Source organism: Exiguobacterium sp. SH3S1, from assembly GCF_004337105.1.
In the GTDB taxonomy this organism is placed as follows: Bacteria; Bacillota; Bacilli; order Exiguobacteriales; family Exiguobacteriaceae; genus Exiguobacterium; species Exiguobacterium aurantiacum_A.
Genome location: NZ_SJUW01000007.1, coordinates 61,439 through 86,610 on the forward strand (window position 1 = coordinate 61,439; position 25,172 = coordinate 86,610).

Below are 25,172 nucleotides of genomic sequence, written 5' to 3' on the forward strand. Positions count from 1 at the left end.
TCTTTCTTTATGCGTTTCGTAACGCTTCAATCGGCTGCAAGGCGGACGCCTTACGGGCCGGGATATATCCAAAGATGACACCGATCACGACTGAAAACCCGAGTGCCAAAACGACGGTCGAACTAGCCAACGTGAACGGGACACCCATGACGACGGTCAAACCGAAGGCAAGGAGTGCGCCGACCACTACACCGACCAACCCACCGAGGACGGACAAGAGCACCGATTCAAACAAGAACTGCTGGCGAATTTTCGCCGGTGTCGCGCCTAATGCTTTTCGTAAGCCGATCTCACTCGTCCGCTCCGTCACCGAGACGAGCATCATGTTCATGATGCCGATACCGCCAACGAGTAGCGAGATGGACGCGATGCCGATGAGCAGCATGCTGAGCAAGGAGTTGATTTGGTCGATTGACGCGAGGGCGTCTTCAAAGCTCGTGACGGTAAACGCGTCCCGACCGTTAAATGCGGTCGTCAACTGCTGCGTCAATTCATCACTTACTGTCTCAGATTGTCCTGATTCCGTGTACAGGTCAAACGTCGAAATCGTATTCACATGAAACTGGTGAAGCGCGGTCGTCACCGGAATGACAATCGTCTCGTCCGTCGACATCGAAAACTCTGAAGACGGGGCGAGCGTGCCGACGACGATGTAACGGATCCCGCCAATAGTGATCGTCTCACCGATTGGCGACGTGGTCGGGAACGATTCCTTCACAATCGTATCGCCGATTACGGCGACGCGCGTCCGCTCCGAGATGTCCACTGGCGTGATGCCACGCCCGGAAGCGAGTGTCGAATCCGAGAAGAACGCGTCACTCTTCCCAAGGACGCTCTGTTCGGTCGTTTGACCGCCCAAATAGACGCCTGCTTGATGACTTGTCGTAGGCGATAACGACTCGACGCCGTCAATCGCTTCGAGACGTTCTACTTCGATTACGCTGATGCCATTCTTCGTCGCATCTTCGATTTGGACACTCATCCGGTCCGCCCCGAACGTCGCGACTTCTTCATTGATTGAGGACGTGACACCTGAGATGACCGTCATGAGTGTGATGATGGACGCCGTCCCGATGACAATTCCAAGAATCGTCAAGAAAGAGCGCATCTTATGACTGATCACCGTCAGCCAAGCCATACGTATATTTTCTCGAATCATCGTCGTTCCTCCTTCTCGATACGGCCATCCCGAACGTAGACGATGCGCGTCGCTTCTTTGGCGATGTCGAGGTCATGTGTGATCATGATGATCGTCTTCCCTTCCGCATGCAATTCATGAAATAAGTTCAGAATTTGACGTCCGTTCGTCTGATCGAGCGCCCCGGTCGGCTCATCGGCGAGCAGTAGAGACGGATTTGTCACGAGCGCCCGAGCGATGGCGACACGTTGTTGTTGCCCGCCCGACAGTTGGTTCGGGTAATGGTTCTGTTTATCGCCGAGCCCGACGCGCGTCAACATTTGGTGCGTCCGGTCTTTTCGTTCCGACTTCGACAGCCGTTGATAGATGAGCGGTAACTCGACGTTTTCGCTTGCCGTCAATCGCGGCAGTAAGTTGAACTGTTGAAAGATGAACCCGATCTGCTGATTGCGGAACGCCGACAATTCGGTCTCGGATAACCCGGTCACGTCACGGTCGCCAAAGCTGTAGCGACCGCTCGTGTATCCGTCCAGACAACCGAGAATGTTCATGAGCGTTGATTTTCCCGAACCAGACGGCCCGAGGATGGCGACGAACTCGCCGTCGTGAACCGTCAAATCGATCCCGTTCAACACGATTTGTTCGTTTCCACCCGCCCCGTACGCTTTCGTCAAATCGGTGACTTCAATGAGTGCGCTCATTGTCCTCCTCCGATCTGTGGTGGCATGATACCCCCAGCCGTTGCCTCATCCATTAAGAGGACGCTATCTTCGTCTAATCCGTCTTTAATCTCAACGCGGCTGCCGTCGCTGATGCCGAGCTCGACTTGCCGTTTCACCGGACCATCCGTGCCCTCGACGTACACGTAGGCGTCGCCTTCTTCAAACGTGATGCTGTCGAGTGATAGCGTCTCTGCTTCTTCGACACGTTCGACGACAATCGAGCCTTCGAGCGTCATCCCGTTTCGTAATCCGTCCGTTTCAGGCAACGTGACGTTCATCGCATAACGTGCTGACGAGCCCGGAGTCGTCAATGCTTCCGCTTCATCCGCAATCGATTCGACCGTTCCTTCGAGTTCAGTGTCCAATGCGTTCGCATAGATCGTCAGCGCATCACCTTCCTCGACTTTCCCTAAATCCCGCTCGTCGATCAACAGTCGTCCGGTCGCATCTTCTCCGACAGTCGTCACCTGACCGGCAAACGTATAGACGTTCTCAATCGTCTCCGTCGCCACTTGCTCTGACTTATATTCGACCGATTGCGGCATCAAGAAAATGCCTGCTCCTAACGCGATGGCCAGGGCACCGCCACCTAATCCCCACTTCAGTTTTTTGTTCATCTGTCAATTCCTCCTTTTGGTTGTACCTCAAGGATAAACAGAAGTTATAAACAAAGTATGAACGGATAAATTTACAAATAATTGAAACTATCATGCTAGTAAATGCGTATATCGAATTAATCCATATCAACCTCGGAGGTATATATGCATCAAATCACGAGTTATTTCTTTCTGTACGCAAAAATCGTCCTTACGGATAAAGTTCCATTTCTTTTAACGATGGGACTCCCGCTCGGTGTCGCCCTCCTGTACAGTCCACCAAATATCGGTACGATGACGTCTGCCGAATACGCCACGTATTTGTCGTACTTTTGGGTGTACATCATCTTGGCGACTTATTTGAACGGGATTGCGCTCGAACTCGCACGAATGCGCGAATACGGTCTCATGAAGACGTACGTCATGATCTCCGGCAACAAATATACATACATGTTGGCCATCTTATTGGCCCAGCTCTTGTTTGCCGCAATCAGTCTCCTACTGTTCACAGTTGTCGTCACGCTCGTCCACGGTCATTTCACTTTCGGTTTGCTCGCGAGCCCAATACTGCTATTACTCGCCAGCTTCCCGTTCGCGCTCGGGAGTGTCGTCTTGACGCTTCTGCCGGTGAAAGTATCGAGCTTGATGAAATTTGCGAACATTCTCACCTATCCGCTGTTCCTTTTAGCCGTCAAACAGCCAGATGTCTGGTTCGGTTATGCCAATCCGTTTTATGCCCTACTTCAACTGTCGCTCGCCGTCGTTCATGGTGTCACGCAAGTCGACGTCTCGTTTAACCTGATTACGACAATTCTCTCTCTTGTCGGTTACGTCATCGTCGGCCTGTTCGCGATGAATCGCTTCAACCTCGTCTCATCCGTCACACGCTAGGAGGAAATGATGAACATTCAAAACTTGACCTACTCTTATCCGAAAGCAACACGTCCCGTGCTCGACGACGTCTCATTCACGCTACATCCGAGTAAACTGAACGTCTTGATTGGCCTGAACGGGGCCGGGAAGACGACGTTGTTTGATTATATGACAAGGACGCTCCCAGTTGTGAACGCTAGAATAAAATTGACAGTTTTTGCTCGATACGATTTTACACTATTGCCGAAGAATCAGAACAGAACTCCGATAGAGTAGTTGAAGCTATTTTATCTGGAGGGAATGGATTTGGAGGAAAAGTTAGTGCTACACATCAAGATTCATCAAATGTATCAGCAAAACATCAAAGTGGCTCAAATCGCCACAGCGCTGAAGGTATCAAGACCGACGGTATATAAGTACCTGAAGATGACATATGAAGACGCCCTACATGAATTTGACGGAAAAGCCTGTTCACGAAAAAAGAAACTCGACATATATCGGGACTGGATCATTGCATGGTTGGAGGAGTATCCGCATTTGAGCAGCGCACAAGTCCATGACTGGTTACTTGAAAGATATCCCGACCTCTCGGTCGGATCGAGCACGGTGAGGACATACGTGAAGGAAATCCGAGAAATCTATCAGATTGAAAAGAAAAGGATTGTCCGCCATTACGAGGCCATCCCTGAACAACCGATGGGCAAGCAGATACAGGTGGACTGGGGTGAGACCAGACAACGGACTAAAGATGGGAAAACGATCAAGCTCTATTTCATCGCGTTCGTACTTGCGCACTCTCGAATGAAGTATGTGGAATGGAGAGAGCGTCCGTTCACCACCAAGGACACCATTCGCTGCCACGAGAATGCGTTTCAATTCTATGGTGGGCGCCCTTCTGAAATCGTCTACGACCAGGATCACCTCATCGCAATCAACGAGAACGCAGGTGACGTTCTATTGACCAATGAGTTTCAAGCCTATGTGAACGAACGGAAGTTCAGGATCTATTTATGTCGTAGGGCCGACCCGGAGTCGAAGGGTATGATCGAGAACGTCGTGAAGTATATCAAACGGAATTTTGCGGACAGCAGAGTGTACCGGCATATCGAGGATTGGAACGACCGTTCCATGAGATGGCTGGAGAGGACAGGAAATTATAATGTCCACCAGACAACGAAAAAAAGACCAGCTGAAGTGTTCTCCGTCGAAAAACAACACTTACAACCGGTCTCCTCGCTACTTTCTTTCGAAAGCATCCATATGGAAAGTATAGCAAGGAACGTCGGCAAGGACAACACAATCCGTTATCGCTCAAACCGTTACACCGTCCCAATCGGGACCTACTCATCGGTCAAGAAAAAGGTGGTATTCGTCGAAGTGACCGATCAGGAGCGATTATTGATCCGCGAGTCTCCCGAGGGAGAAGTGATCGCAGACCACCGGATCAGCCAAGAGAGCGGAAAACTGATTCAAAACCGTGACCACCTGCGAGATCGTTCCAAGGGAATCGAAGAACTGAAGCAACAGGTCCTCGCCTACTTCGAGGACAGAGAGTCTGCCTCTGACTATCTGGTTGAGCTCTCGAAGCGGTATCCACGTTACCGCCGCGACCAGTTCAACATCGTCAGGGACGTCGCGACCATGTATCCCAATCACTTAACGAAGGCACTGGAAAAGTGTTCGCAAGAGAAGCTGTTCAGCGCCAACGATTTCCGAGACGTGGTCCACTATCTCGCGACCCTCGCGGACGATGGGTGTGATACAAAACCCGATACCGAACGTCCGAAGAAATCCGGGATACAGGTCGCAACGAGGCCGATCCAAGCCTACACCGACATCCTGAAAGGGGTGACGGTAAAATGAGTCAAAGCGTTTCCGAGTTACAACAGGACTTTCGGCAGCTTCGTCTCGCCGAGACGGCTGACGCCCTCCCACAGATTTTGAGAGAGGCCGAAATGGCCTCCTGGACGTATATCGAATTTCTAAGTGCCATCACGAACCATGAACGCGCCAAACGAGACGCTAAAAGTTTGGAGAGACGAATGAAGTGGGCCCGATTCCCGTTCATTAAATCCCTCTCGGAGTTCAATTTAGAGGAACAGACCGCACTAACCGCCCGACAGCTGAAGCAGTTGAAACAGCTCAACTGGCTCGAGCAACAGTACAACCTGATCCTCTTGGGCCCTCCGGGCGTCGGAAAGACGTTTTTGGCTGTGGGGCTGGGAATCGAGGCGGTCAACCACGGGTTCAAGGTATACTTCGTCACGATGGGCGAACTCGTCCAACTATTAAAAAGTGAAGAGTTCTCAAGTAAGTCGAAGATCCAGTTAAAAAGGTTGCGAGATTCGGACCTGGTCATCATCGATGACCTGATGTATATGGCCATGGACCAACGAGAAGCCAATCTCTTCTTCCATCTCGTCAACCACCTTTACGAGCGCAGCTCGATCATCCTGACCTCGAACAAAAGCCCCGATCAATGGGGCGAATTGATCGGGGACCAGGGCATCACGACTGCGATACTGGACCGCTTACTCCATCGCGTCGAAATCATACATAGTGATGACGACAGTCATCGGATGAGGAACCGGAAATCATTGTTTTCGGCAGAAGTGTAAAAGGCAAACGAGCAAAAAGTGTCAAAATCAACTTGACGTCTACACCAGTCGACCGGGCCTCGCTACAGCTCGTACCATCGTCTGACATGCTGTATTTAACGCAACAGATTTTGTATCACAACGAATTAACAGGAAAAGATCTCACGTACTTCATCGGACGGCTCACAAAGCGGCCTGACTTCAAGCGACTAGCGACTTATGTCAATGGACTCACGACCGCCCGGGAACAAGAGCTGTTCGAGCATTTGTGGAAGATGAAGCTCGGCAAAATGTCGGTCGGAGAACGCAAGTGGCTATTCGTGACATTGCTCGCCTCGGTCAAACGATCGCTCTACTTGTTCGACGAACCGACGAGCGGCGTCGATCCGGCGTCACGCATCAACATCATGCGTCATTTACAGCGACTCGTAAAAGACGGTCGGACGTGCCTCATCTCGACGCACCAACTGCATGACTTATCCCAGCTGGAGTCCCATGTCATCTTCCTCCATGAAGGTCGTGTCCTGTATGAAGGAGATTTCTGAGACTGGTTGCGCGCGTCCGGGACGACCGACCCCGACGAGGCGTTCGTGAAGATGGTCGAAGGCATTCAAGATGATGTGGCGGTGACAACGTGAATGACTCGTTTTGGGAAAGACACCGCTTCAAGTTTTATACAGCTGGTATGGTCATCTGTGGCTGTTTAGTCGGTATGTTTTCATAAGAAAACCCAGCCTCTGACGAATCAGAAGCTGGGTTTTAGTCTTCCATCCAGCGATAGACAACCATAAAACCAATCCACGTTGCACAAAACTGTCACTTTAAGAGATAAAGTGCACTAATTTCAAGCTATACTTTGCACCGGAGTTGAGAAAAACCAGTAACCTTTTATAAAGATTACTGGTTTTATAATTATATATTTCATTTAGAAAAACTTCCGATAACGCAATGATATGTAAACTCATATTTACTCGGAGTTGTTACTCTTCTCCGTATTCAACAATTTCTTTTATATACTCGGCATCGCTCTCATCAATTTTATAAAAATCAATCTGATCCCAATTCTCACCCGCTCGGTCACCAATAATTGCATCATCATCAACAAACCATAATTTTGAATCAATTAAACCTACAGAAGCATATGGATTATTTAACTCGATATACATATCTGGATTTTCTATATCTATATTTGGATCATCAATCTCTTTCGCATTCAAGTAAATCATAATAAAATTATCAATAACAGTTGGATTTTCTGAATCAGTAAAATTTTTTTTGTGAATTACTTTGCTTGAATTTTCAATGCCCTCATAACTAATTTTTATTTCTTTCATAATTTCTGTCTTACTCATGTTGCCTACGAAAAAACCTCCCAAAAATATAAGTCCTACAATTACCAAGCTAATAATTAATTTTACTATTTTACTCATATAGATCCCTCCCTCATACTTATTATCAAAACTTTAACCCAATACTTTTAGTTAGTTTAAATATACCAATTTCATCCATTTTAGACTATATAAAAATCAAAGCTTTTAGTTATTTATTCTTATATTTCATTCCGTTAGAGCGTTCGTAAAAGTCCTAATACTTGTTACGAACGTTCGTTAATATACATACGCTTTTAGATGCAAGATAACGGTTAAAATCAGTGCAAAATATCAGTAGAAGTAACACACAAAACGTCAGAACGATGTTAATCAGTTGCCACATTCCATCTGTGAGGTGCATTTATTTATCTCCTTTGACGTCGTTACCGATTCATCTGAAGAATCTCGTTCACATCGTATGTGTACATCGAATCGACTTCAAACACGTCGGTCCCTTCCATTCCTCGAGTGAAAAGCATCTCATCGTCTTCTCCGACCCAAACGTTCACCATCGCTTCCATCGTCGATTCAGACAAATTGTTGACGGTGATGACGTAATCTGGAAGACCTTCGACTCCCTCCTCAGACAGTGGACTCGTTTCAATCACCTCAAGGAATCGCGCAATCTCTGCCTCGTCGCTAAGTACGTCACCTGAATAAACGATCGTACTCTCATCTACATACGTCCCGACAACGAGTTCGCGCCCATTCTCGCTACATGCGTTTAAAAACAGCAGAAACACAATCAGAAAAAAGACTAGTTTTCGTCTCATGCGTCTTCACGTCCCTTTGATTAATTGAACCGATTCTTTGATGCATCGCGATGCGCCGTCCGCAGCTCATGGTTCGTCACGTGCTCCGGGTCAATCAGTTCAAGCTTCCGGTTCACCCACACCGACAAGAAAATAAATGGGATGAACAAGGCGAGAAGCATTCCCGCGAAGACGAGGAGCGAGCCTTCAATCGACCAGGCGATGGCGATAAAGATACCCAGCAAGATGACATTGGCGAGCACGATCCCGAATTCGAGACGGACGAACTTTTGATAGCGCGCCTCGTCGTTAAAGGTGAGCAGTAAATTCATCCGGTGCCAGGCCCGATAAAGACTCGGCAGCTGGGTCGCCATGATGATGACGGCGAACGTCGCCACTTTAATGTCTTGCGTGAAAATGAAGTAAAAGGCGATCCCTAAAATCGCGAACGTGAGCAAAAGCGCCGTCCGGTTCACGTTGCGGTCGTTCTCGACCATTCGTTTCAGTCGTTCCTGCTTTTCAATCATATTTTATCCTCCATTATGATGTCTTTCGTGTGCGGCGCTCGAGTTGCGCTTTACTAAGTTCAGTCCCCGTCACATGCTCTGGGTCAATCGTTTTCAACTCACGGTCGATTCGGAACCCCAACGTCATGAACGTGATGAGTCCGACAATAATGACGATGATGAATGTAAGCAATGTGATCCATCCAAGCATCGAACTCGTAATCAATAGCAGGAGAAACACGAGATTCCCGACGGCCAAACCAAATTCGGACCGTACTTTTTGTTGATAACGGACATCGTCGTTGAAAGTAAGCAACAACTTCATGCGGTGCCAGCTTTTATAGAGCATCGGGAACTGTCCGACCAAGATGATCGGCAACAGCAACAAAATCTCCTTCGTCATGAAATAAATGATGAACAGTGCGATAAACCCAAATGTCGGGTAAAGCGTCTGTTTTTGTCGCTTCTGGTCATTTTCAATCATTCGTTCAAGTCTTACCGTATGGTCAACCATCAAATCCCCCTCATTAAATCTCATTACCTTTTTTTACGAAAGAGAACAGCAAATAGTTTCACTCGACTCAAATATCGTTGTCGAGAATGTACATCGTCTCTTCGTAACGTTGTTTACTATAGGCGTCGTCTTGCCTGTGGAGCGTCTCAAAAAATGCTTCGAACAGTTGTTGATTTAAAGGCTTCCGTCGAATGATGACTTCTTGAATGACGCTTGTCGCCGTATCTCGTAACAGCTCGTGATCCATCCATGTTAACAGTTCACGAACGAGTTCGTTCGCTCCGAGCGAGTCCACTTCATTGAACCAAACAACCGCACCGTGCAGTTTCTCTTTCGGTTCTTCGCTATAAAGCAGACGTCGTGCATCGTCCAAGAGTGACTGCCTCTGCTTCACTTCAGCGACCGGTTCTGGAATCATTTCTGCATGTACTCCCATGTCGACCGTCGTGAGCGCTTCGCTAAATTGACTGAACGAGTCGAACAAGACATCAATCTCTTCCGTATCCGTATCGATATAGGCAATCTTTGGCGTCGCTCCTTCACGGTAATCGAACACGAGGAAGAAATGTCCATCGCCTGCGAAGGCGATTAACTGGTCATCCTCGACACCCCATTCCGTCAACAAGGCTTTCGATTCGATTAACCCTTTGTGACGCCCGACCCCAGAAATTGAGTCGACGAGGGCGATGTCATCTTGTCCATTCCATACAATCGGCAAATCGCGCTGTTCGACATATCCCCCGTTTTGGATACGAATCGCCTGAAGATAATCGTCCGGCAGTTTCACCCCAAGGCGCCCTTAAACTTCACTCAATACGTCGTCCGTTAATACGGGCAACCGGTTCGGGTCGTCCGGTATATCGTTCCAAATAATCATTTTTCTCCTGCTTTCTTCATTCGTCTGTATTGGCGAATGTCTTGATTCGTCACATGCTCTGGGTCAATCTTTTTGAGTCGCTCATTCACCCACCATTCAAAATATAGGAATGGTAAAACGATTAGCGTACCAAGTAATGAATACGTTACGTTTTGAAAGTTTTGAATGACTGTGCCCCAAACAAATATAGCGAGCCCGATTACCGTCATGAAGATGAATAAAAAGTTGATTCGAACATATCGGCGATACAGCTTATCCGAACTAAAGCGGAGCAATAGCTTCATCCGCAACCAGCCCCATAAGACCAGTGCTGCGTAAATGACTACAAAGGCCGCGAACACTTGAACGTTCGTCAACGTATGCCGACTATGAAGATAGAATGAGCTTAAGATGATGACGGCGACTAGCAGACCAAACAAACGAATCGATACTTGTTCAAGTCGCATCAATTGAGGCAAGCGATTTGTATGCTCGACCATCACTTCTCGTCCCATTTCCGTTTCATCTGCTCCCGCTTCGTCAGCCCGAACAGACTGTCGACGACGTGCTCGTCATCGATGCGGAGCAATCGTTTGTCGATCAACGTCGCAGCCAATAAATGGACGACCAATATGCTGACAGCCACGCTGCTGAGCGTCGATAGTTCAAAGAAGTTTAATTCATGTCCTATCATTAAACCGAACATGCCCCATAACATTGCGATGTCCCCAATCCCTTTTACTCGAATCAATCCTTGATACGCACGATTGTCATTGAACGACAGCTGCGTGCGCGTCTTTCTCCAGGACATATAGCTAAACGGCACCGCAATAGTCGTGACAAACAGAAACATCGCACTATGAGTTAGCGAAAAATTCCCATAAAACCATAGTCCTGCGGCTAAACCAATCAGACCGATTCGAAGCGCCGTGCCCATGCTAGACTGCTTTTCAGCCAATCCATATAGTTCTTCAGTCCGTTCTTTCCGTGTAATCATCCAATCTCCCCCTTTGAAACCAGATCCATCCATGACGCGTATATACAACTAGCATACCAATTATTAGGAGGGAATTCGATGGATATCCTCATTTTAGCCGTCTTGCTCGGCATCGTCGGCTTTATTGTGACTCGTTCCTATACTTTATATCCGTCATCGTTCGAGGAACGCTCACTCATTCAACCGAACGCCTCGCACACGACAAAATGCCCGCATTGCCAAACCGTTGTGAGACGGCAGGAACACGGGCAAACTTGTACGAACTGTCGTAAATCATTCTGAAGATCAACCTACTTGTTTTACCTGTTGGCGTGCCACCACTTTCTTTCCACTCAACTGGAACAACAGCACCCCGCCGACGATCAATACGATGCCAAGCGCCGTCTTCCACGTGAACGGGATCGCCTCAAGTCCGAACCAGCCGAGCGTATCCCACAGCAAGGCGAACAAGATTTGCGACACCATCACGATCGAGATGGCGTAACTCGGACCGAGCTGCTGGACGCTTTGCGTCACGCTCATGACGACACCGACACCGATGATGCCGCTGAACCAGTACCACGTCTCCATGCCACGTAAATCAAACAGAGCACTTCCTTCACTGATCAATCCGATGAAGAGCGAGGCGAGAAAACCAAGTGCGAGGACGAGTGTCGTCGTCGCCCAAGCCCCGACCCGTTGTTTCACGTTGGCGTTGAACGTATTTTGTACACAGACGAGCATGCCGCCCATGACCGCGAGCATCATTCCAAGTGCCATTGTCGTTCCCCCTCACTCATAAATACTCTCCCCTGCGACAGCGATCAACCCGGCGCGATTGATGATTGCGATCGACCGACGATCCCGTTCAATCAATCCTTGTTCGACGAAGCGTTTGAGCGTCCGATTGACGTGGCGATAACTCGTCCCGATCAAGTCGGCGATATCGGTCAACTCATCGACCGTCGACCCGAGCGCACGCTCGTCCGGCGTCATCGACAGCAAGTAGCTCGCGAGCCGGACGTCGACCGGGTAAAACAAGTTGAAACTCATCGACTGCGACTTCAACTCGAACTTTCTCGTGATCTCTTCTAACAGATAATGGAGCCACGCCACATCGTCCGCCGCGTGTCGGGCCAAATCGTCAAACCGGATGACGAGCATCTCGACCGACGTGACCGCCTCGACCGTATTTAAGTACGGTGTCCGGCGCACGTATTCGATGTCACCGATCAAATCGAACGGACGTTTGAACGACAGTACGAGGCGTTTGCCAGTTGCCGACGTATGCGCCACGCGAATCTTGCCTTTGACGAGAAAATGAAGGTGGTGCGCGTCGTCACCTTGGGCGCAAATCGTCGCACCTGGCTCGTAACGGACGAGCGTGAAATGTTCGTGTGTCGCTTGTGGCAAGACCTGCAACTCCAGTTGCGTCAAATAGTGTTCTAGCATCCGGTCCCCTCCTACCATTTCAACAAGATGATGCCGGCGACCATCATGGCGACACCGAGCAATTGTGACACGTTCAACTCTCGGCGTATCATCCCGAACCAGCCGCGCCAATCGATGACGAGCGCGAGGGCGAGCTGCGCAATCAGAAACAAGGAGATTGTCAACGTGACACCGAGCTGATGGACGGCTGTCATGTTGCTGAACAAGATGAGGGCTGCGAACGCGCCACCCGACAAATAGAGCGGGTGCACGTGTCGCATCTGTTTATACGTCCGGTCACGCACAGCCAACATGACAAGAAGCGCCACGACGAAGCCGGTCATCTGCGTCAGTGTCGCGGCCTGCCACGTACCGATCTGTGAACTGATTCGTGCGTTGGCGACGCTTTGCAACGTTAAAAAGAACCCGCCGCTGATGGCGAATAAGACTCCGCGCATCGTATCCCCTCCTTTATATTATGACAAGCGGATCATCATGATACCGAGCACCATGACGAGCAAACTGACGAGTTGAATCCCTGTCACCGGATTTTTGGCTGCACCGAACCAACCGAATCGGTCAATCAGCAAACTACCGCATAATAAGCCGACAATGACGATGACGACGGCGATTCCGGTCCCGACCATCGGGACGATCAAGACGTTCCCGCCGATGAAGAGCGCGCCGATGATCCCACCAAGCCAAATCCACCACGGTTGTCCCGATAGCCCGCGCCATTCGACGCTCGGCCGTAGGATGAGTAAGACGAGGAGAAGTGTGACGATTCCGACGACGAACGAGACGAGCGCGCCTTTTAGCGCAGACTCGAGCACAGTCCCTAAATAGCCGTTGATGGCGGTCTGCATCGCACTCATCATCCCGGTCCCGATTCCTAGTAAACGCCAGACGTTCAAGTTACCGGTCTCCACCCGGTTCGCGATGACAAATTTTCCGCGGCGACGATTGATCCAGTCGGTGAGTGCGACCGTCCCGACGACCCCTAGCAAAACAAGCAAGGCCCCAAACACGCGCCACGGTGTGAGGACGCTCACGGTCGAATTGAACCAACCGAAGTGATCGATTAAGAGCCCCATCACGATCTGTCCAAAGATTGGCATGATGACCGTCTGGACGCTGCCGAGACGTGGGAACAAGAGGATGTTCCCCGTTAAAAAGATGACCCCTAACAAGCCGCCCGACCACATCCAGATCGGCTGTTGCTGAAAGATTGACGAGTCGAACCCGAACCCTTGTCCAGAGACAAGAAGGATGAGCGATAAAAAGGTCGTCCCGACCGCGAATGATAGGAACGAAGCGACAAACGGTGACCCTACGATCGAACGCAGACGCGAGTTCACGCTCGTCTGTATTGGTAGTAAGATGCCGATCACGAGTCCAATAATAATGGCTAACATATTTCATTTCCTCGATTCTATGATGTAGAGCAAGTTATTATCTCAATGTACATCTCACTCATCTAAAGTATAAAGGACCGATGTCCTGAGTATAAAAAAAGAACCTTACATGGCGTAAGGTTCACTTCATCCCAGATATATTGTACCCTTCGATGATGTACTTTTGGAAAATCATGAAGATGATGATGATCGGCACGACCATAAATGTGGCCCCGGCCATCTGTAACGCATAGTTCCCACCGTGCTGCCCTTGGAGGAGCGCAAGTCCGACAGACAGCGTGTAAAGCGCTTCGTCGTTAGCGATAATAAGCGGCCATAAGAAGCTGTTCCAGGCCCCGATGAACGTTAAGATCCCTTGTACAGCCAAAATCGGTTTTGACATCGGCAAGACGATTGAGAAGAAAATCCGAAACTCACTCGCTCCATCCAAGCGGGCCGCTTCTAACATTTCTTCTGGAATCGTCGTCATGAACTGCCGGAACAAGAAGACCCCGAACGCCCCGACGAGACCGGGGAGGACAATCCCCGTCATCGTGTTCGTAAGACCCATTTGATTGAGCATCAAATAAACTGGAATCATCGTAACCTGACCCGGGATCATCATTGTCGCCAAGACACCGATGAACAGGACGTTACTTCCCTTAAATTTATGCTTCGCAAACGCATAACCGGCCATTGCTGTGAGCAATAAACCGAAAAATGATGCAAGCACGATCAACAACGTATTCTTCAAATACGTCAAAAAGTTTAAATTTACGAATAAATCGATGTAATGCTCGAACGTCACGTTTTCCGGTAAGATTGTCAACGGTAGCGACAAGATTTCCGCATCCGTTTTAAAGGACGAGATCACCATCCAGAAGAACGGCAACATGAAGGCGATGCCAAGGACGGTCAAAACGAGCGCGACGAACAACTGCGACAGCTTGGCTTTTCGTTTATGGTTTAAGTCGGGAAGTGGCGAGAATTTCTCCCGCTTCACATTCACGGCAACCGGTTTTTCGTTTGGAATCATGAATGTCCCTCCTTAATAGTTATTCTCGCTCTTTTGAAGACGGAACTGAATGAGTGTCACCGTGATGATCAAAATGAACAGTACGACGGACCCGGCAGCCGCATAACCGAAGTTACTAAGCTGGAAACCGTTGTTGTAAATAAAGAGTGCGAGCGACGTCGTCGAATTGAGCGGTCCACCCTCGGTCATGATGAGCGGTTCTTCGAAGAACTGGATCCAGCCGATCAGCGTCGTGACCGTCACGAAGAAAATCGCGTAACGGAGCAACGGGATTGTGATCTTGAACATTTGCTGGAACGTACTCGCTCCATCTAACGCTGCCGCTTCATAGTACGTGCGTGGAATCCCTTGAAGCGCCGCTAGGAAAATAATCATGTTGATTCCGACTGCACGCCATACAGCGAGCATGATCAACGATAGCTTAGCGATAAACGGGTCTTGGAGCCAAGGTACGTCTGGAAGGCCGACTGTGTTTAATAGGAAGTTGAAGAGGCCGTACTGCGGATTAAACAAGAAGCCCCAGACGACGGCGACCGCAACGACGTTCGTGATCGACGGCATATAAAAGACGACACGGAACCATTCGAAGACTTTGCCAGTCCCGAAATTGATCGACATCGCAATCGCGAGCGAGAGACCGATGACAATCGGTACCCCAATGACGACATAAACGACCGTATTCAATAGCGCTTGAATGAACACTTCATCTTTGAAGATTTCGATGTAGTTGGTGAGCCCGATCCATTCGATGTTTGCCCAGTTCGCAATCCCCGCCAAATCCATGTCTGTAAAACTCATGAAAAACGCGATGAATAGCGGCATGATCGAGAACATGAGTAACAAGAGAACGGTCGGAGCGACGAGCAAATATGGCGCTCGATCATTAAGAAATTGTTTCATAAGGTTCTCCTTTAATAAAACGAGAGGGGGTGTACCCCTCCGTTTATTTTAAAATCGACTTCGCTTTTTCTTGGAACACCTTAGCTTCATCTTCTACAGTAGCCGCACCGCGATACATCTTCTCAAAACTCTGCAAGTACGTTTGCGCTACTTTTTCCCACGTTGTCATCATCGGCATCGGCTCTGCTGCTTCCATTTGCTCACCGAACGTTTTGAGTTTCTCATCGTTTTTGAGCGTCTCATTCTCTGCCCATGTCGCTTTCGTCGATGGAAGTGACTTCGTCATCTCCATCCACTCTGTCTGTGTTTCTGGTTTACTCATATAGGCGATGAATTTCGCAGCTTCGTCTTTCTTCTCACTGCTCTCAAAAATACTCAAGTTCGATCCACCAAGGAACGAGATATTGTTTTCTTTCGCTGGAAGGACGGCTGTACCCCACTTATCTTCAATGTCAGGCATTTGGTCATTGATGATGTTGATCATCCACGGTCCACTGATGAACATCGGCACGTTCGGTTCCTCGGCCCCAAACGCTTGAACGACATCAAGCCCTAAATCGATTGGCGCATATCCTTCTGTGAAGTAATTAGTTAAGTACTCTGCGCTTTCAATGAATTCCGGTTGATCAAAGAGCGGTTCTTGATCTTCTGTCAACAGCTCTGAACCGTTTTGACGAGCGAACATGAACGATAGCATTTGGTCGTTCGTGTCCAACGTGATCCCGTACATGTCTTCCCCGTCACGAGCCGCTAGTTTTTTCGAAGCGTCTTCTAATTCATCCCATGTTTTCGGTGCTTCCGGGTAACCTACTTTTTCAAGCGCGTCTTTCCGGTAATAAAGAACGCGTGTGTCGACATACCACGGTGCTCCGTAAAGGCCGTCCTCGAATTGAACCGTTTCAACCGATCCTTCATAGAAGTTCGATGGATCGAGCTCCGGGTAATCTTTTACAAGGTCTTTCATATCTGCGAGTGCTCCCGCTTCTACGAATTCAGGCATCCAAGACGTTCCCATTTGAACGACATCCGGACCATTTTTCGAAGCGACCGCAGTCAACAGTTTATCGTGCGCCGTGTCCCAAGGGATCGCCTGTACTTTGACGTTGACACCTTCATTCTCTTTTTCATACTGTTCTGCTAGTTTCGGTAAAGCTTTTCCTTCTTCGCCCATCGCCCAGACCGTGATTGTATTCGCGTCATCGCCGCTCGATCCAGAAGAACATCCCGCCAACACACCTGAAATGATTACCGTGCCCGCTACCGCTGCTAACCCTAATTTCTTCATCTGAATTCCTCCGTTTCTCGATAATCGAAACGTTTCGATTATCATGTAAAAAAATAATGTTTATACAAAGGTTTACTGCAAAATCAACAGGTTAAACGTTTCTATAAACATTATAGTTCACAATGTATCCGCTTACAATACGTATTTTATTTTTTATTATTTTTTTTTCGGATTGAAGCGTCTTTAATGAATTTTGAAGGGATTGTCTGTTTTGAATTTTCCTTCGCTTCAATCAAATGGAGCAACGCACGAGCCGCCTTCTTGCCCCAGTCCGGCTTCGAGTAGCTGACACTCGCGATTCGAGGTTGAGTATAGTTGGTGATTTCAAGTTTATCAAAGCCAACGAGCGAGATATCTTCCCCGATCCGGAGAGAAAAGTTTTGCAAGACGTCATAAACCCCGAGTGCCATATCGTCGTTCAAACAAATAATGGCGTCGCCTTCTTGAATCACTTCAAGCAATTCACTCGCTGCCCGGATACCTGAACGTTTCGTAAACTCGCCGTTCCATTCTCGAACAGCGACTCCGGCTGCGTTTGCGCGATCAACGACGACTTTCCGTCGTTCGACAGCATCATGGTTGCCGACCGGACCGTTCACAAGATGAATCTGATTAGGGTTCGTTTCCAAGATGGCGTCCATCTCTTGATTCATTCCGATTTGATTATCGAGTAGCACACAACTGATGTTCGGATGTTCAATCTCACGGTCGAGCATCGTCAGCGGATGGCCTCGATCCGCGAACTCTAAAATTTGTTCTTGGGTGAAGCGATGCCCTAAGATGAGCGCCCCGTCTACCATGCGCTCAGTCATCAGACGATGTGATTCGGGACCGTTACAAACGATCAACTCATAGCCGGTATCAGCCAGCTCTTGGTTGATCCCTTTTAGTAACTCCCCGTAGAACGATCCGGAGTAGTCCCCGAGAAACGCTCCGATGATATGCGTTTTTCTTGTCTTTAGCGTACGCGCCGCGGCGTTTGGCACGTAGTTCAACTCTTCGGCGATTTTAATGATGCGTTGCCTCGTTTTTTCTGTCACTTTCGGACTACCGTTTAGCGCATACGAAACGGTCGATATCGAAACGCCCGCCTCTTTTGCGATGTCTTTGATTCCTGCCATTTCCTCACTTCCTTCTGTCAAAAATTATAACATATGAACGCTTCATACGGCCGTAGCATTGGTGACTCGACCTGCTCTGTGGCAATCAATCGGTCCCCGCATTCAACCGGTATCGGTACCGTGTCCGGAGACAGATTCACGACGACAAGGAGTGGTGTCTCCTCCGCGAGGAAGCGGCGATAGACGTACAGATGATCTTCGGTCGGAACGAGTTCATACGCCCCGTCACGTAGCACTCGATTCGTCCGACGCAGTGCAATCAGTTCTCGGTACAAGTGAAGCAGACTCGTTTCATCCAAGCGCATCGTCGAGACGTCCCTACCTTCGTCGTGGTGAAGCGACCGAAGCCACGGTGTTCCCGTGCTGAACGTGTCCGCTCCTTCGCCCCATGCCATCGGAAGCCGGGCGTGATCACGTCCTTTCATTCGGACGGCATCAAGCGTCCCGCCCGTCCGTAAGTAATTCACCGTCTCGATATCCTGATAATCCTCTGGCGCGATCATACCGTTCGTCATGCCGACTTCTTCCCCTTGGTAGAGGAACGGGATCCCTTTCAACCCGTATAAGAGGACCGCGAGCATTTTCGCCGCCCGCTCGTCACCGTCATACCATCTTGAAATGGCACGAGGTTGATCGTGGTTGTTCCAAAACAGGCTATTGCGTCCCTCGACCGCGAACGCCCGTTGCCACGTGTCGAGCGTGGCTTTCAGCCGCGACGGCTCGAACGGGGCGAGCTTCCATTTACCCTGCCCCGCTTGTTCGTCGAGGGCACAGACTTCAAAGTTAAAGACGACGTCTAGCGAACCGTCCCGTTGCAAAGCTAGAATTTCGTCCGGGGTCAATCCGCCCGCTTCACCGACAAGAAGCAAAGAAGAGGTGTCGACTTGCGCCACTAAATCTTTTAAGTAGCGGCGCATCAACGGAAAGTCGAGCCATCGTTTGCGGTCGACATCTTTCCCGATTAAATCGATGACGTCAAAACGAAAACCAGTCACCCCGCGCTCGGCCCAAAACGCCAAGACGCCCGCCATCTCCGTCCGTACTTGCTCATTCCCCCAATTCAAATCCGGTTGCTCCGGGGCGAACGCATGGAAATAGTACTGGCCCCGGACCGGTGAATACGTCCACGTCCCGCCCCCGAAGAACGAGCTCCATTCGTTCGGCGTATCGCGCCAAATGTAGAAGTCGCCGTATGCTCCTTCCGGGTCACGCTCGGACTGGAGGAACCAATCATGCTGATGCGACGTGTGGTTGGCGACGATGTCCATCATGATGCCGATCCCTCTATCTTTCGCTTTTCGGATCAACTCGTCCATATCTTCCATCGACCCAAACATCGGGTCGATCCGCGCATAGTCCACGACGTCATAACCGTTATCGTAACCGGGCGAGACGTATACCGGATTCAGCCAGACCATGTCGACCCCAAGCCAGCTTAAATAATCAAGGCGACTGACCACTCCTTGTAAATCACCGACCCCGTCACCGTCGCTGTCTTGAAAGCTCTTCGGATACACTTGATAGACCGTGTTTATTTGTTTTGCGTCCATATGCTCCTCCTATTAAGAAAAGGGTGACGAATTCGTCACCCTTTCACCGTAATCACTAACTCATTCTTTTCCTTGGCGTAGCGTAAAAATTCATCTTTTCCGATGCGTTGTCCTGCCTCTCGGTAAGGGTTCGACAGAGCGTGACCAGTCAATTTCTGACCGTTCAATGTCACGCTCGGGTCACCCTTACGGAACTGGATCGTCGTATCCGCACCGAAGAGGCGGAGCTGGACATGCATATCGGCATCCACGATCGGATCGAGCTCGACATGGTTTGTCCCGAGACGAATCCCGAGGTAGTTCGAGACGAGCTGGTTGAACCAGATTCCCGGTCCACTCGAATAGATGCGCCATCCCGCTTTCACGGGTACTGTCCCATCTTTCAAGCGGTCGAATTGCGACTCCGCTGCGTAGCGGTCAGCGAAGTCCCCGTCCGAGCTACTGAAGTATGCGTTCCGTTGCCGTGGTGCGGCATTTTTCACTTCGTCCATCCGGACTGGGTTGATCATGTTGAAGGCCGGGCGAATCTTCTCACGATGTCCTGCTTTCGCGAGCGCCTCGATGTAACGGATATGGGCGTGCACGTATTGCAGTCCGATCTCCCGACCGAAGTTTGCCGCCTGCTCGGCCCGCATAAAGTGACGGCTGACGCCGCCGCGGTATTCAGCTGGCCGGTTCATGAGACGAACCCCGTCCGGGAACGTCAAATGCGTGGCGATCAAATCAAAGTTACGTGTCATCTGGTCTTGATCGACAAGTTCCGCGATGACACTGCGCGTCATCGGCAACAAGCGGTAGCGCATCGGCAGCGTTTCATCGGACGGGTGGAGCATTGCCTCGAACCGTCCATCGACTTCTTTCAAGAACCCTGCGATCACACCGTCACGGATCATCTCCTCAGTGAACTGTTTGCGGATGATTTGGCTCAACTCGCCTAGACGTTCTGCCAAAGCAGACGTTGGCAACTGTTCATGCAACTGACGGAACGCTTGGTATGTCAAGGTGACCGTCCATGAACTGATCAAGTGACGTTTCAAGTCCTCATCGGCCGGTTGCAGCGTATCGTCCCAATCTCCCCCGCCATAGGCGGAGAAGACCGAGCCGTCGACGAAATGCTCTTCAATGAACCCGAGCGCGCGTTCGACGTGTGTATAGAGCGAAGCGTTCGCCTCCACCTTACCTTCCCGGTCGCGGAACGGAATCGTTTCATCGAGGCACGTCACGTCCTCGGTCCGGCTCAAATAATCCGAGAGCGCCTTGAGCGGCCAAACGATGACGTCACCATGGCTATCTTCTTGTTGGATGCCCGCATATTCATCGAACATGAACCATTGCGGCCAATCCCCATCCTTGAATTGATGGCTGAAAATCACGAGGAGAAGTTTACGCGCCTCGTCAAAGTGACCGGTCGAAAGCAAGAACTCCATCGGTCCTTGCGACACGTCCCGCGTCCCCCAGGCGGCTCCACCATATTGCTCAAGACCGTGCGGCGACTGATAGTGCACCCGCATGTTTTGGACGTACCATAGCGCCTGAATATTCAACGCCTCGATGTCCGCCGTCTCACCTTCAAGTGTGAGCCCGTTCATATAGCTGTCCATCCATGTACGGTAAGCGTGTAGCTCCTGCTTTTCATCTAGCTCGAACGGAGTATGCGTCGCCAGACCAAGATGCATCGTCACACGCTCACTCGGCTCGTAAGCCATCCAGACGAGATCATCCTCGAACGGTTGATCGAACCAATCCGACGTTTTGAGGAGTTGGAACGGCTGATCGCTCTCGATCGCGTACGTCAGATCAGGTCGTGTCGCGGCGCTGTCTGCCGCCTCGTCCGCCTTGAATACGAGCCGGTTGTCCGTCTGCTCCATGTGGAACGGGGCGACGTACTCTTGCGTGTTCATCGCGATCTGGTTACTCATGACGAAGCGTCGCGGTTGCGACGATTCGACGGTCGTCTTGATGACCGGAGCATCCGAAGCGATGAACGTACGGACGACGATCGTCTCCCCGTCTAGCTCGTAGCGCCACACTGCCTCGTTCAGCCGCATCTCGAACAGACTCGGCATCGTCAACAAACGGTATGCCCCGTCCATCTCGACATAGATGCGCTGCCCTGAAGTTTTCGGGACGTTGAGCGGGTTGCGGACGTTGGTCGTCCACTTGTTGAAGTTTGTGTTGCCGTAAACGATGTGCGAGTTGAAGACGCCGTTCATGAACACGGTCGTCGCGAGCTTCGACTCGTCCGGCATCAGGCTGCCGGCGTTCAATAAGATGTTGCCGTGACTCCGCTCAACGAGGTGCTCTTTCGCCGCCAACACGACGTGCGCGCCCTCTTCTGTGAAGAAGGACAAGAGCTGTCCGTCTTCCGTCTCCTCGAGTCGGCGCACCGGATAGAGGCGCTCGACTTCGGTCATCGTGAGCCCGGCTCCGCTGATTGGTTGGAACGGTTGGCGAAGACGCGGACGCGGACGTACTGGTTGTTCGACAGGCGCTCCCGCTTCGACCGTTACGAAACGCTCGATCGATTGCTCGGTCAGCGCCTCTGGATGATCTTGAACGAATGACAATTCGAACGCGATTTCTCGGTCCGTCCCCATGTCCAACGTTTCGGTCCGAAGCGTCGGCAAGGCGAACTCATATTGATACACGCGGGAAGGCAATGCCCCGTCTAGCCCCGCGGCCCGTCCAGTCAATTTATACGATGTCCCATACACGTCAAATCCGTCCGTCGCATATTCTGCGATGGCTCGGGACGACGTCATCCGAATCGCCGGGAACCCGGTCGACTGCTTTTGGTTTTGGCGGGCCATCAGCGCCGCACCCGTCTTCACATAGTCGATATACTGGGCCATGTACGCCTCGTTCGTGCGGACACCGCCTTCATCAGCGAGCCCGAGATCTTGGACGTATGTGACGTCGAATCGACCTGTCCCTTCGAATGTCGCATCAAGGCGAACGCCAGTGTCACTGAGCGTCCCCCGTACTTCATAAGCGAACTCAGGGTATCGCCCGGACCAAACGATTTCCTGGCCTGAGGCCACGAAATCACTAGGTGAATGAAGCCCAAGCAACGGACGGGCAACCCCTTTCTCATATCGGACGTAGAGGTTGGCCATTGAGCCATCAAATGGATGGTGGATCAACTGGTTGACCATGATCGGTCCGGTTTTTAATTGACGGATATCTCCCATCGGAGTGAGCGAGAGGCTCACGTCTCCAGCTGTCAGCGTCGTCTGTTCGGTTAATACATTCACGTCGTACACCTCGTTTTTGTTTTTAGTTCAAAAGATTTTGCCAATACGTCACGGCTGTTCGGGCCCACAAAGAGCGTAAACGTTCCAGGGTCGGCGTCAAACGTACCGTTCGGCTGAAGATAGCGGAGCATGTCTGCTTCAACAGTGAACGTTACCGTCACAGACTCACCTGCTTCGAGCGTCACTTTGTCGTACCCTTTCAATTGCTTGACGGGCCGCGAGACTTTGGCCACTTTGTCTTGGATATACCATTGGACGATCTCGTCTGCCGTCGTCGTCCCATCATTCCGAATGACGACCGTCGCCTCGACGATGCCGTCCGTTACTTCTTTGACGATGAAGTCGTTGTAACTAAACGTCGTGTATGTCATGCCATATCCGAACGGGAAGAGCGGCTCGTTCGGCGCGTCGAGATATTTGCTCGTGTAGCGTGGGTCGGCGTGTTCGATGTCTGACGGACGCCCTGTCCGTAGCGCATCATAGCGAATCGGCACTTGTCCGATGTTGTAAGGAAACGACATCGTCAACTTCCCGGACGGACTGACTTGCCCATACAACAAGTTCACGAGTGCCGAACCGGCCTCGGTCCCCGGATACCAGGCTTCAAGCACTGCATCCGACTGCTCGACAACGTCGCGAAGGTCGAGCGGACGGCCGTTGAACAAGATCGTCACGACCGGCTTCCCGAGCGCCTTCAGGCGTTTAAGCCCTTCGCGTTGCGTCTTCGGAAGACGAATGTCCGTCCGACTGCCGGCTTCTCCACTCATCCATGATGCTTCACCGAGCGCCAAGACGATCACGTCCGCTTGCTCGGCGATACGGCATGCTTCCGTCCAATCAATCTCTGCTTCGACGGTCGCCCCGCCCGTAAACGTATATGGAAGTTCGGCCCGGTCGAACGCTTGTCGCAACGTCACGGCCTCTTCTTTTTTCCCGTAGCCCGCCCATGGACCGAGCACGTCGTTCGAGTCGGCGAACGGTCCGATCAGCGCGACACGTTGCTTTTGTAACGGGAGGACACCATCATTTTTCAAGAGGACCACACTCTTCTCGGCCAGACGCCGCGCTTGATCACGGTGCTCATCTGACAGATGGAGCGCTGTCTCTTTCGTCTGATCTATCCCTCGGTAAGGGTTGTCGAATAAACCTAACTCTTCTTTTAGCGTCAAAATCCGTAAGACCGCCTCATCGAGTAACGCCTCATCGATTCCTTCTTCAAGCATCGCTTCGATATGGTTAGAATATGCGCCCGACATCATGTCGATATCAACGCCAGCTCGTAGCGCGAGTTCGCCCGCATCCTTCAACGTCTCAGCGACGCCATGATGAATGAGTTCTTTGATCGCCGTCCAATCCGAGATCAGCACGCCTTCAAACCCCCACTCGCTTCGGAGGATGTCCCGCATGAGATATTCGCTCGCAGAGGCCGGAACACCATGGACGACGTTGAAACTCGTCATCACCATTTTCGCCCCTTCTTCAAGGGCCCGTTTGTAGGCTGGTAGATGGTACTCACGCAGTTCGCGATCGGACACATCGACCGTATTGTAGTCGCGTCCGCCTTCCGGTGCACCATAGGCCGCGAAGTGTTTGACGCAGGCTGCTAGCGCATCTTCTCTCGTCAAATCGTTCGTCTGATAGCCACGGACGAACGCCGCCGCCATCTCCCCGTTCAGCCAAACGTCTTCTCCGGTCGATTCCATGACACGTCCCCAACGTGGGTCGCGTGACAAGTCAGCCATCGGAGAGAATGTGACGTGTAGACCGGAGGCCGTCGCTTCGATAGAAGAAGTGCGTGCCATTTGTTCAAGTCCGTCGAGATCCCAAGAACAGGCCATCGCGAGCGGGACCGGAAAAATCGTCCGGTGCCCGTGGATGATGTCTGCCATGAACAGGAGCGGGATGCCAAGTCGATTATGTCGCAAATAACTTTCCTGCAGTTTTCGCGCTTGCTTCGCGTTGCTGATCCCGATGACCGATCCCATGTTCCACCGATTCTCGTCGGTGATGCCGTCTTCCTTAAGTAGCTCCGCGATCGGTCCGGTGATCACATCTTGCTCGTCATCCGAAAAAATGGATGGCAGTGTCTGAACAAGCTGTCCCACTTTTTCGGCTACCGTCATTTGCTGCACTAATTGTGTCGCTCTCATTCCATCCCGCCTTTATCTCTAATTTGTAAATCGAAACGTTTCACCTGTGTATATCAAAAGTATAAGCGCTTACAAAATGAGATGCAATGGTTTATCGAAACGTTTCTATAAAAAATATAATTTATGGATAAATCTTATCTTTAGGTCAATG

General features: G+C 50.6%; 27 protein-coding genes. 6 read left to right on the top strand and 21 right to left on the bottom strand.

Features of this window, described 5'->3' with window-relative positions; translation table 11 throughout:
- Window positions 1–7: 7 nt before the first annotated feature.
- Genes EVJ26_RS09370 through EVJ26_RS09380 form a run of 3 tightly spaced genes read right to left on the bottom strand, consistent with a single transcriptional unit; the run spans window position 8 to window position 2,477 of the window.
- Complete coding sequence (locus EVJ26_RS09370; protein WP_236635545.1) at window positions 8–1,159, bottom strand: ABC transporter permease; 1,152 nt, start codon at window positions 1,157–1,159, stop codon at window positions 8–10.
- Complete coding sequence (locus EVJ26_RS09375; RefSeq protein ID WP_131458961.1) at window positions 1,156–1,839, bottom strand: ABC transporter ATP-binding protein; 684 nt, start codon at window positions 1,837–1,839, stop codon at window positions 1,156–1,158. The genes EVJ26_RS09370 and EVJ26_RS09375 overlap by 4 nt, the downstream gene beginning before the upstream one ends.
- The gene (locus tag EVJ26_RS09380; protein ID WP_071398966.1) at window positions 1,836–2,477 is read right to left on the bottom strand and encodes an efflux RND transporter periplasmic adaptor subunit; all 642 of its coding nucleotides are present in this window, start codon (window positions 2,475–2,477) and stop codon (window positions 1,836–1,838) included. Before EVJ26_RS09380 ends, EVJ26_RS09375 begins: the two co-directional genes overlap by 4 nt.
- A 144-nt stretch (window positions 2,478–2,621) precedes the next feature.
- Here EVJ26_RS09380 and EVJ26_RS09385 point away from each other — a divergent pair, with 144 nt between their 5' ends.
- From EVJ26_RS09385 to EVJ26_RS09405, 5 genes are read left to right on the top strand one after another with little or no spacing between them, the layout of a single operon-like run.
- The gene (locus EVJ26_RS09385; RefSeq protein ID WP_070329057.1) at window positions 2,622–3,347 is read left to right on the top strand and encodes a hypothetical protein; all 726 of its coding nucleotides are present in this window, start codon (window positions 2,622–2,624) and stop codon (window positions 3,345–3,347) included.
- 9 nt (window positions 3,348–3,356) lie between these two features.
- Entirely contained in the window at window positions 3,357–3,605 is a 249-nt protein-coding gene (locus EVJ26_RS09390; RefSeq protein ID WP_131470298.1) for an ATP-binding cassette domain-containing protein, read from the top strand.
- A gap of 45 nt (window positions 3,606–3,650) precedes the next feature.
- Window positions 3,651–5,192, top strand: a complete 1,542-nt coding sequence (istA, locus tag EVJ26_RS09395; protein WP_131469566.1) for an IS21 family transposase — start codon at window positions 3,651–3,653, stop codon at window positions 5,190–5,192.
- On the top strand, window positions 5,189–5,947 hold the full coding sequence (istB, locus tag EVJ26_RS09400) for an IS21-like element helper ATPase IstB (protein ID WP_131469567.1): 759 nt from the start codon (window positions 5,189–5,191) through the stop codon (window positions 5,945–5,947). Before istA ends, istB begins: the two co-directional genes overlap by 4 nt.
- 32 nt (window positions 5,948–5,979) lie before the next feature.
- Entirely contained in the window at window positions 5,980–6,471 is a 492-nt protein-coding gene (locus EVJ26_RS09405; RefSeq protein WP_131470299.1) for an AAA family ATPase, read from the top strand.
- Between the two features lie 435 nt (window positions 6,472–6,906).
- Here EVJ26_RS09405 and EVJ26_RS09410 read toward each other — a convergent pair whose 3' ends face one another.
- The 7 genes from EVJ26_RS09410 to EVJ26_RS09440 all read right to left on the bottom strand — a co-directional run bounded on the left by EVJ26_RS09410 (window position 6,907) and on the right by EVJ26_RS09440 (window position 10,921).
- Window positions 6,907–7,356 (bottom strand): hypothetical protein, encoded by a 450-nt coding sequence (locus tag EVJ26_RS09410; RefSeq protein WP_131470300.1) that lies wholly within the window; start codon window positions 7,354–7,356, stop codon window positions 6,907–6,909.
- A gap of 323 nt (window positions 7,357–7,679) precedes the next feature.
- On the bottom strand, window positions 7,680–8,069 hold the full coding sequence (locus EVJ26_RS09415) for a hypothetical protein (protein WP_131470301.1): 390 nt from the start codon (window positions 8,067–8,069) through the stop codon (window positions 7,680–7,682).
- 20 nt (window positions 8,070–8,089) lie between these two features.
- A complete protein-coding gene (locus EVJ26_RS09420) occupies window positions 8,090–8,575 on the bottom strand; it encodes a hypothetical protein (RefSeq protein WP_131470302.1) in 486 nt (161 codons plus the stop codon).
- 13 nt (window positions 8,576–8,588) lie between these two features.
- The gene (locus tag EVJ26_RS09425; protein WP_131470303.1) at window positions 8,589–9,068 is read right to left on the bottom strand and encodes a hypothetical protein; all 480 of its coding nucleotides are present in this window, start codon (window positions 9,066–9,068) and stop codon (window positions 8,589–8,591) included.
- Window positions 9,069–9,135: 67 nt separating this feature from the next.
- Window positions 9,136–9,855, bottom strand: a complete 720-nt coding sequence (locus tag EVJ26_RS09430; RefSeq protein ID WP_131470304.1) for an SMI1/KNR4 family protein — start codon at window positions 9,853–9,855, stop codon at window positions 9,136–9,138.
- Between the two features lie 86 nt (window positions 9,856–9,941).
- Window positions 9,942–10,439, bottom strand: a complete 498-nt coding sequence (locus tag EVJ26_RS09435; protein ID WP_131470305.1) for a hypothetical protein — start codon at window positions 10,437–10,439, stop codon at window positions 9,942–9,944.
- Window positions 10,424–10,921 (bottom strand): hypothetical protein, encoded by a 498-nt coding sequence (locus EVJ26_RS09440; RefSeq protein WP_071398977.1) that lies wholly within the window; start codon window positions 10,919–10,921, stop codon window positions 10,424–10,426. Before EVJ26_RS09440 ends, EVJ26_RS09435 begins: the two co-directional genes overlap by 16 nt.
- A 78-nt stretch (window positions 10,922–10,999) precedes the next feature.
- Between EVJ26_RS09440 and EVJ26_RS09445 the strand changes: the two genes are divergently transcribed.
- Entirely contained in the window at window positions 11,000–11,203 is a 204-nt protein-coding gene (locus EVJ26_RS09445) for a hypothetical protein (protein ID WP_071398978.1), read from the top strand.
- 3 nt (window positions 11,204–11,206) lie between these two features.
- On the opposite strand, the gene EVJ26_RS09450 is transcribed toward EVJ26_RS09445, so the two are convergent.
- The 11 genes from EVJ26_RS09450 to EVJ26_RS09500 all read right to left on the bottom strand — a co-directional run bounded on the left by EVJ26_RS09450 (window position 11,207) and on the right by EVJ26_RS09500 (window position 25,021).
- Window positions 11,207–11,680 (bottom strand): DMT family transporter, encoded by a 474-nt coding sequence (locus tag EVJ26_RS09450; protein ID WP_131470306.1) that lies wholly within the window; start codon window positions 11,678–11,680, stop codon window positions 11,207–11,209.
- A gap of 12 nt (window positions 11,681–11,692) precedes the next feature.
- Complete coding sequence (locus EVJ26_RS09455; RefSeq protein ID WP_131470307.1) at window positions 11,693–12,352, bottom strand: Crp/Fnr family transcriptional regulator; 660 nt, start codon at window positions 12,350–12,352, stop codon at window positions 11,693–11,695.
- Between the two features lie 11 nt (window positions 12,353–12,363).
- The gene (locus EVJ26_RS09460; protein WP_131470308.1) at window positions 12,364–12,789 is read right to left on the bottom strand and encodes a DMT family transporter; all 426 of its coding nucleotides are present in this window, start codon (window positions 12,787–12,789) and stop codon (window positions 12,364–12,366) included.
- 18 nt (window positions 12,790–12,807) lie between these two features.
- Complete coding sequence (locus EVJ26_RS09465) at window positions 12,808–13,746, bottom strand: DMT family transporter (RefSeq protein WP_131470309.1); 939 nt, start codon at window positions 13,744–13,746, stop codon at window positions 12,808–12,810.
- A gap of 121 nt (window positions 13,747–13,867) precedes the next feature.
- The gene (locus EVJ26_RS09470) at window positions 13,868–14,761 is read right to left on the bottom strand and encodes a carbohydrate ABC transporter permease (protein WP_131466293.1); all 894 of its coding nucleotides are present in this window, start codon (window positions 14,759–14,761) and stop codon (window positions 13,868–13,870) included.
- A gap of 12 nt (window positions 14,762–14,773) precedes the next feature.
- Window positions 14,774–15,661, bottom strand: a complete 888-nt coding sequence (locus EVJ26_RS09475) for a carbohydrate ABC transporter permease (protein ID WP_131466295.1) — start codon at window positions 15,659–15,661, stop codon at window positions 14,774–14,776.
- Between the two features lie 43 nt (window positions 15,662–15,704).
- On the bottom strand, window positions 15,705–16,946 hold the full coding sequence (locus EVJ26_RS09480) for a sugar ABC transporter substrate-binding protein (protein WP_131466297.1): 1,242 nt from the start codon (window positions 16,944–16,946) through the stop codon (window positions 15,705–15,707).
- A 146-nt stretch (window positions 16,947–17,092) separates the two neighbouring features.
- Window positions 17,093–18,067 carry a LacI family DNA-binding transcriptional regulator gene (locus EVJ26_RS09485; RefSeq protein WP_131466299.1) on the bottom strand — a complete coding sequence of 325 codons (975 nt, stop codon included), beginning with the start codon at window positions 18,065–18,067 and terminating at the stop codon, window positions 17,093–17,095.
- A gap of 17 nt (window positions 18,068–18,084) precedes the next feature.
- Complete coding sequence (locus tag EVJ26_RS09490) at window positions 18,085–19,617, bottom strand: alpha-glucosidase (protein ID WP_131470310.1); 1,533 nt, start codon at window positions 19,615–19,617, stop codon at window positions 18,085–18,087.
- 35 nt (window positions 19,618–19,652) lie between these two features.
- Window positions 19,653–22,871, bottom strand: a complete 3,219-nt coding sequence (locus tag EVJ26_RS09495) for a GH36-type glycosyl hydrolase domain-containing protein (RefSeq protein WP_131470311.1) — start codon at window positions 22,869–22,871, stop codon at window positions 19,653–19,655.
- The gene (locus tag EVJ26_RS09500) at window positions 22,868–25,021 is read right to left on the bottom strand and encodes a glycoside hydrolase family 3 N-terminal domain-containing protein (protein ID WP_131470312.1); all 2,154 of its coding nucleotides are present in this window, start codon (window positions 25,019–25,021) and stop codon (window positions 22,868–22,870) included. Before EVJ26_RS09500 ends, EVJ26_RS09495 begins: the two co-directional genes overlap by 4 nt.
- Window positions 25,022–25,172 lie beyond the last annotated feature (151 nt).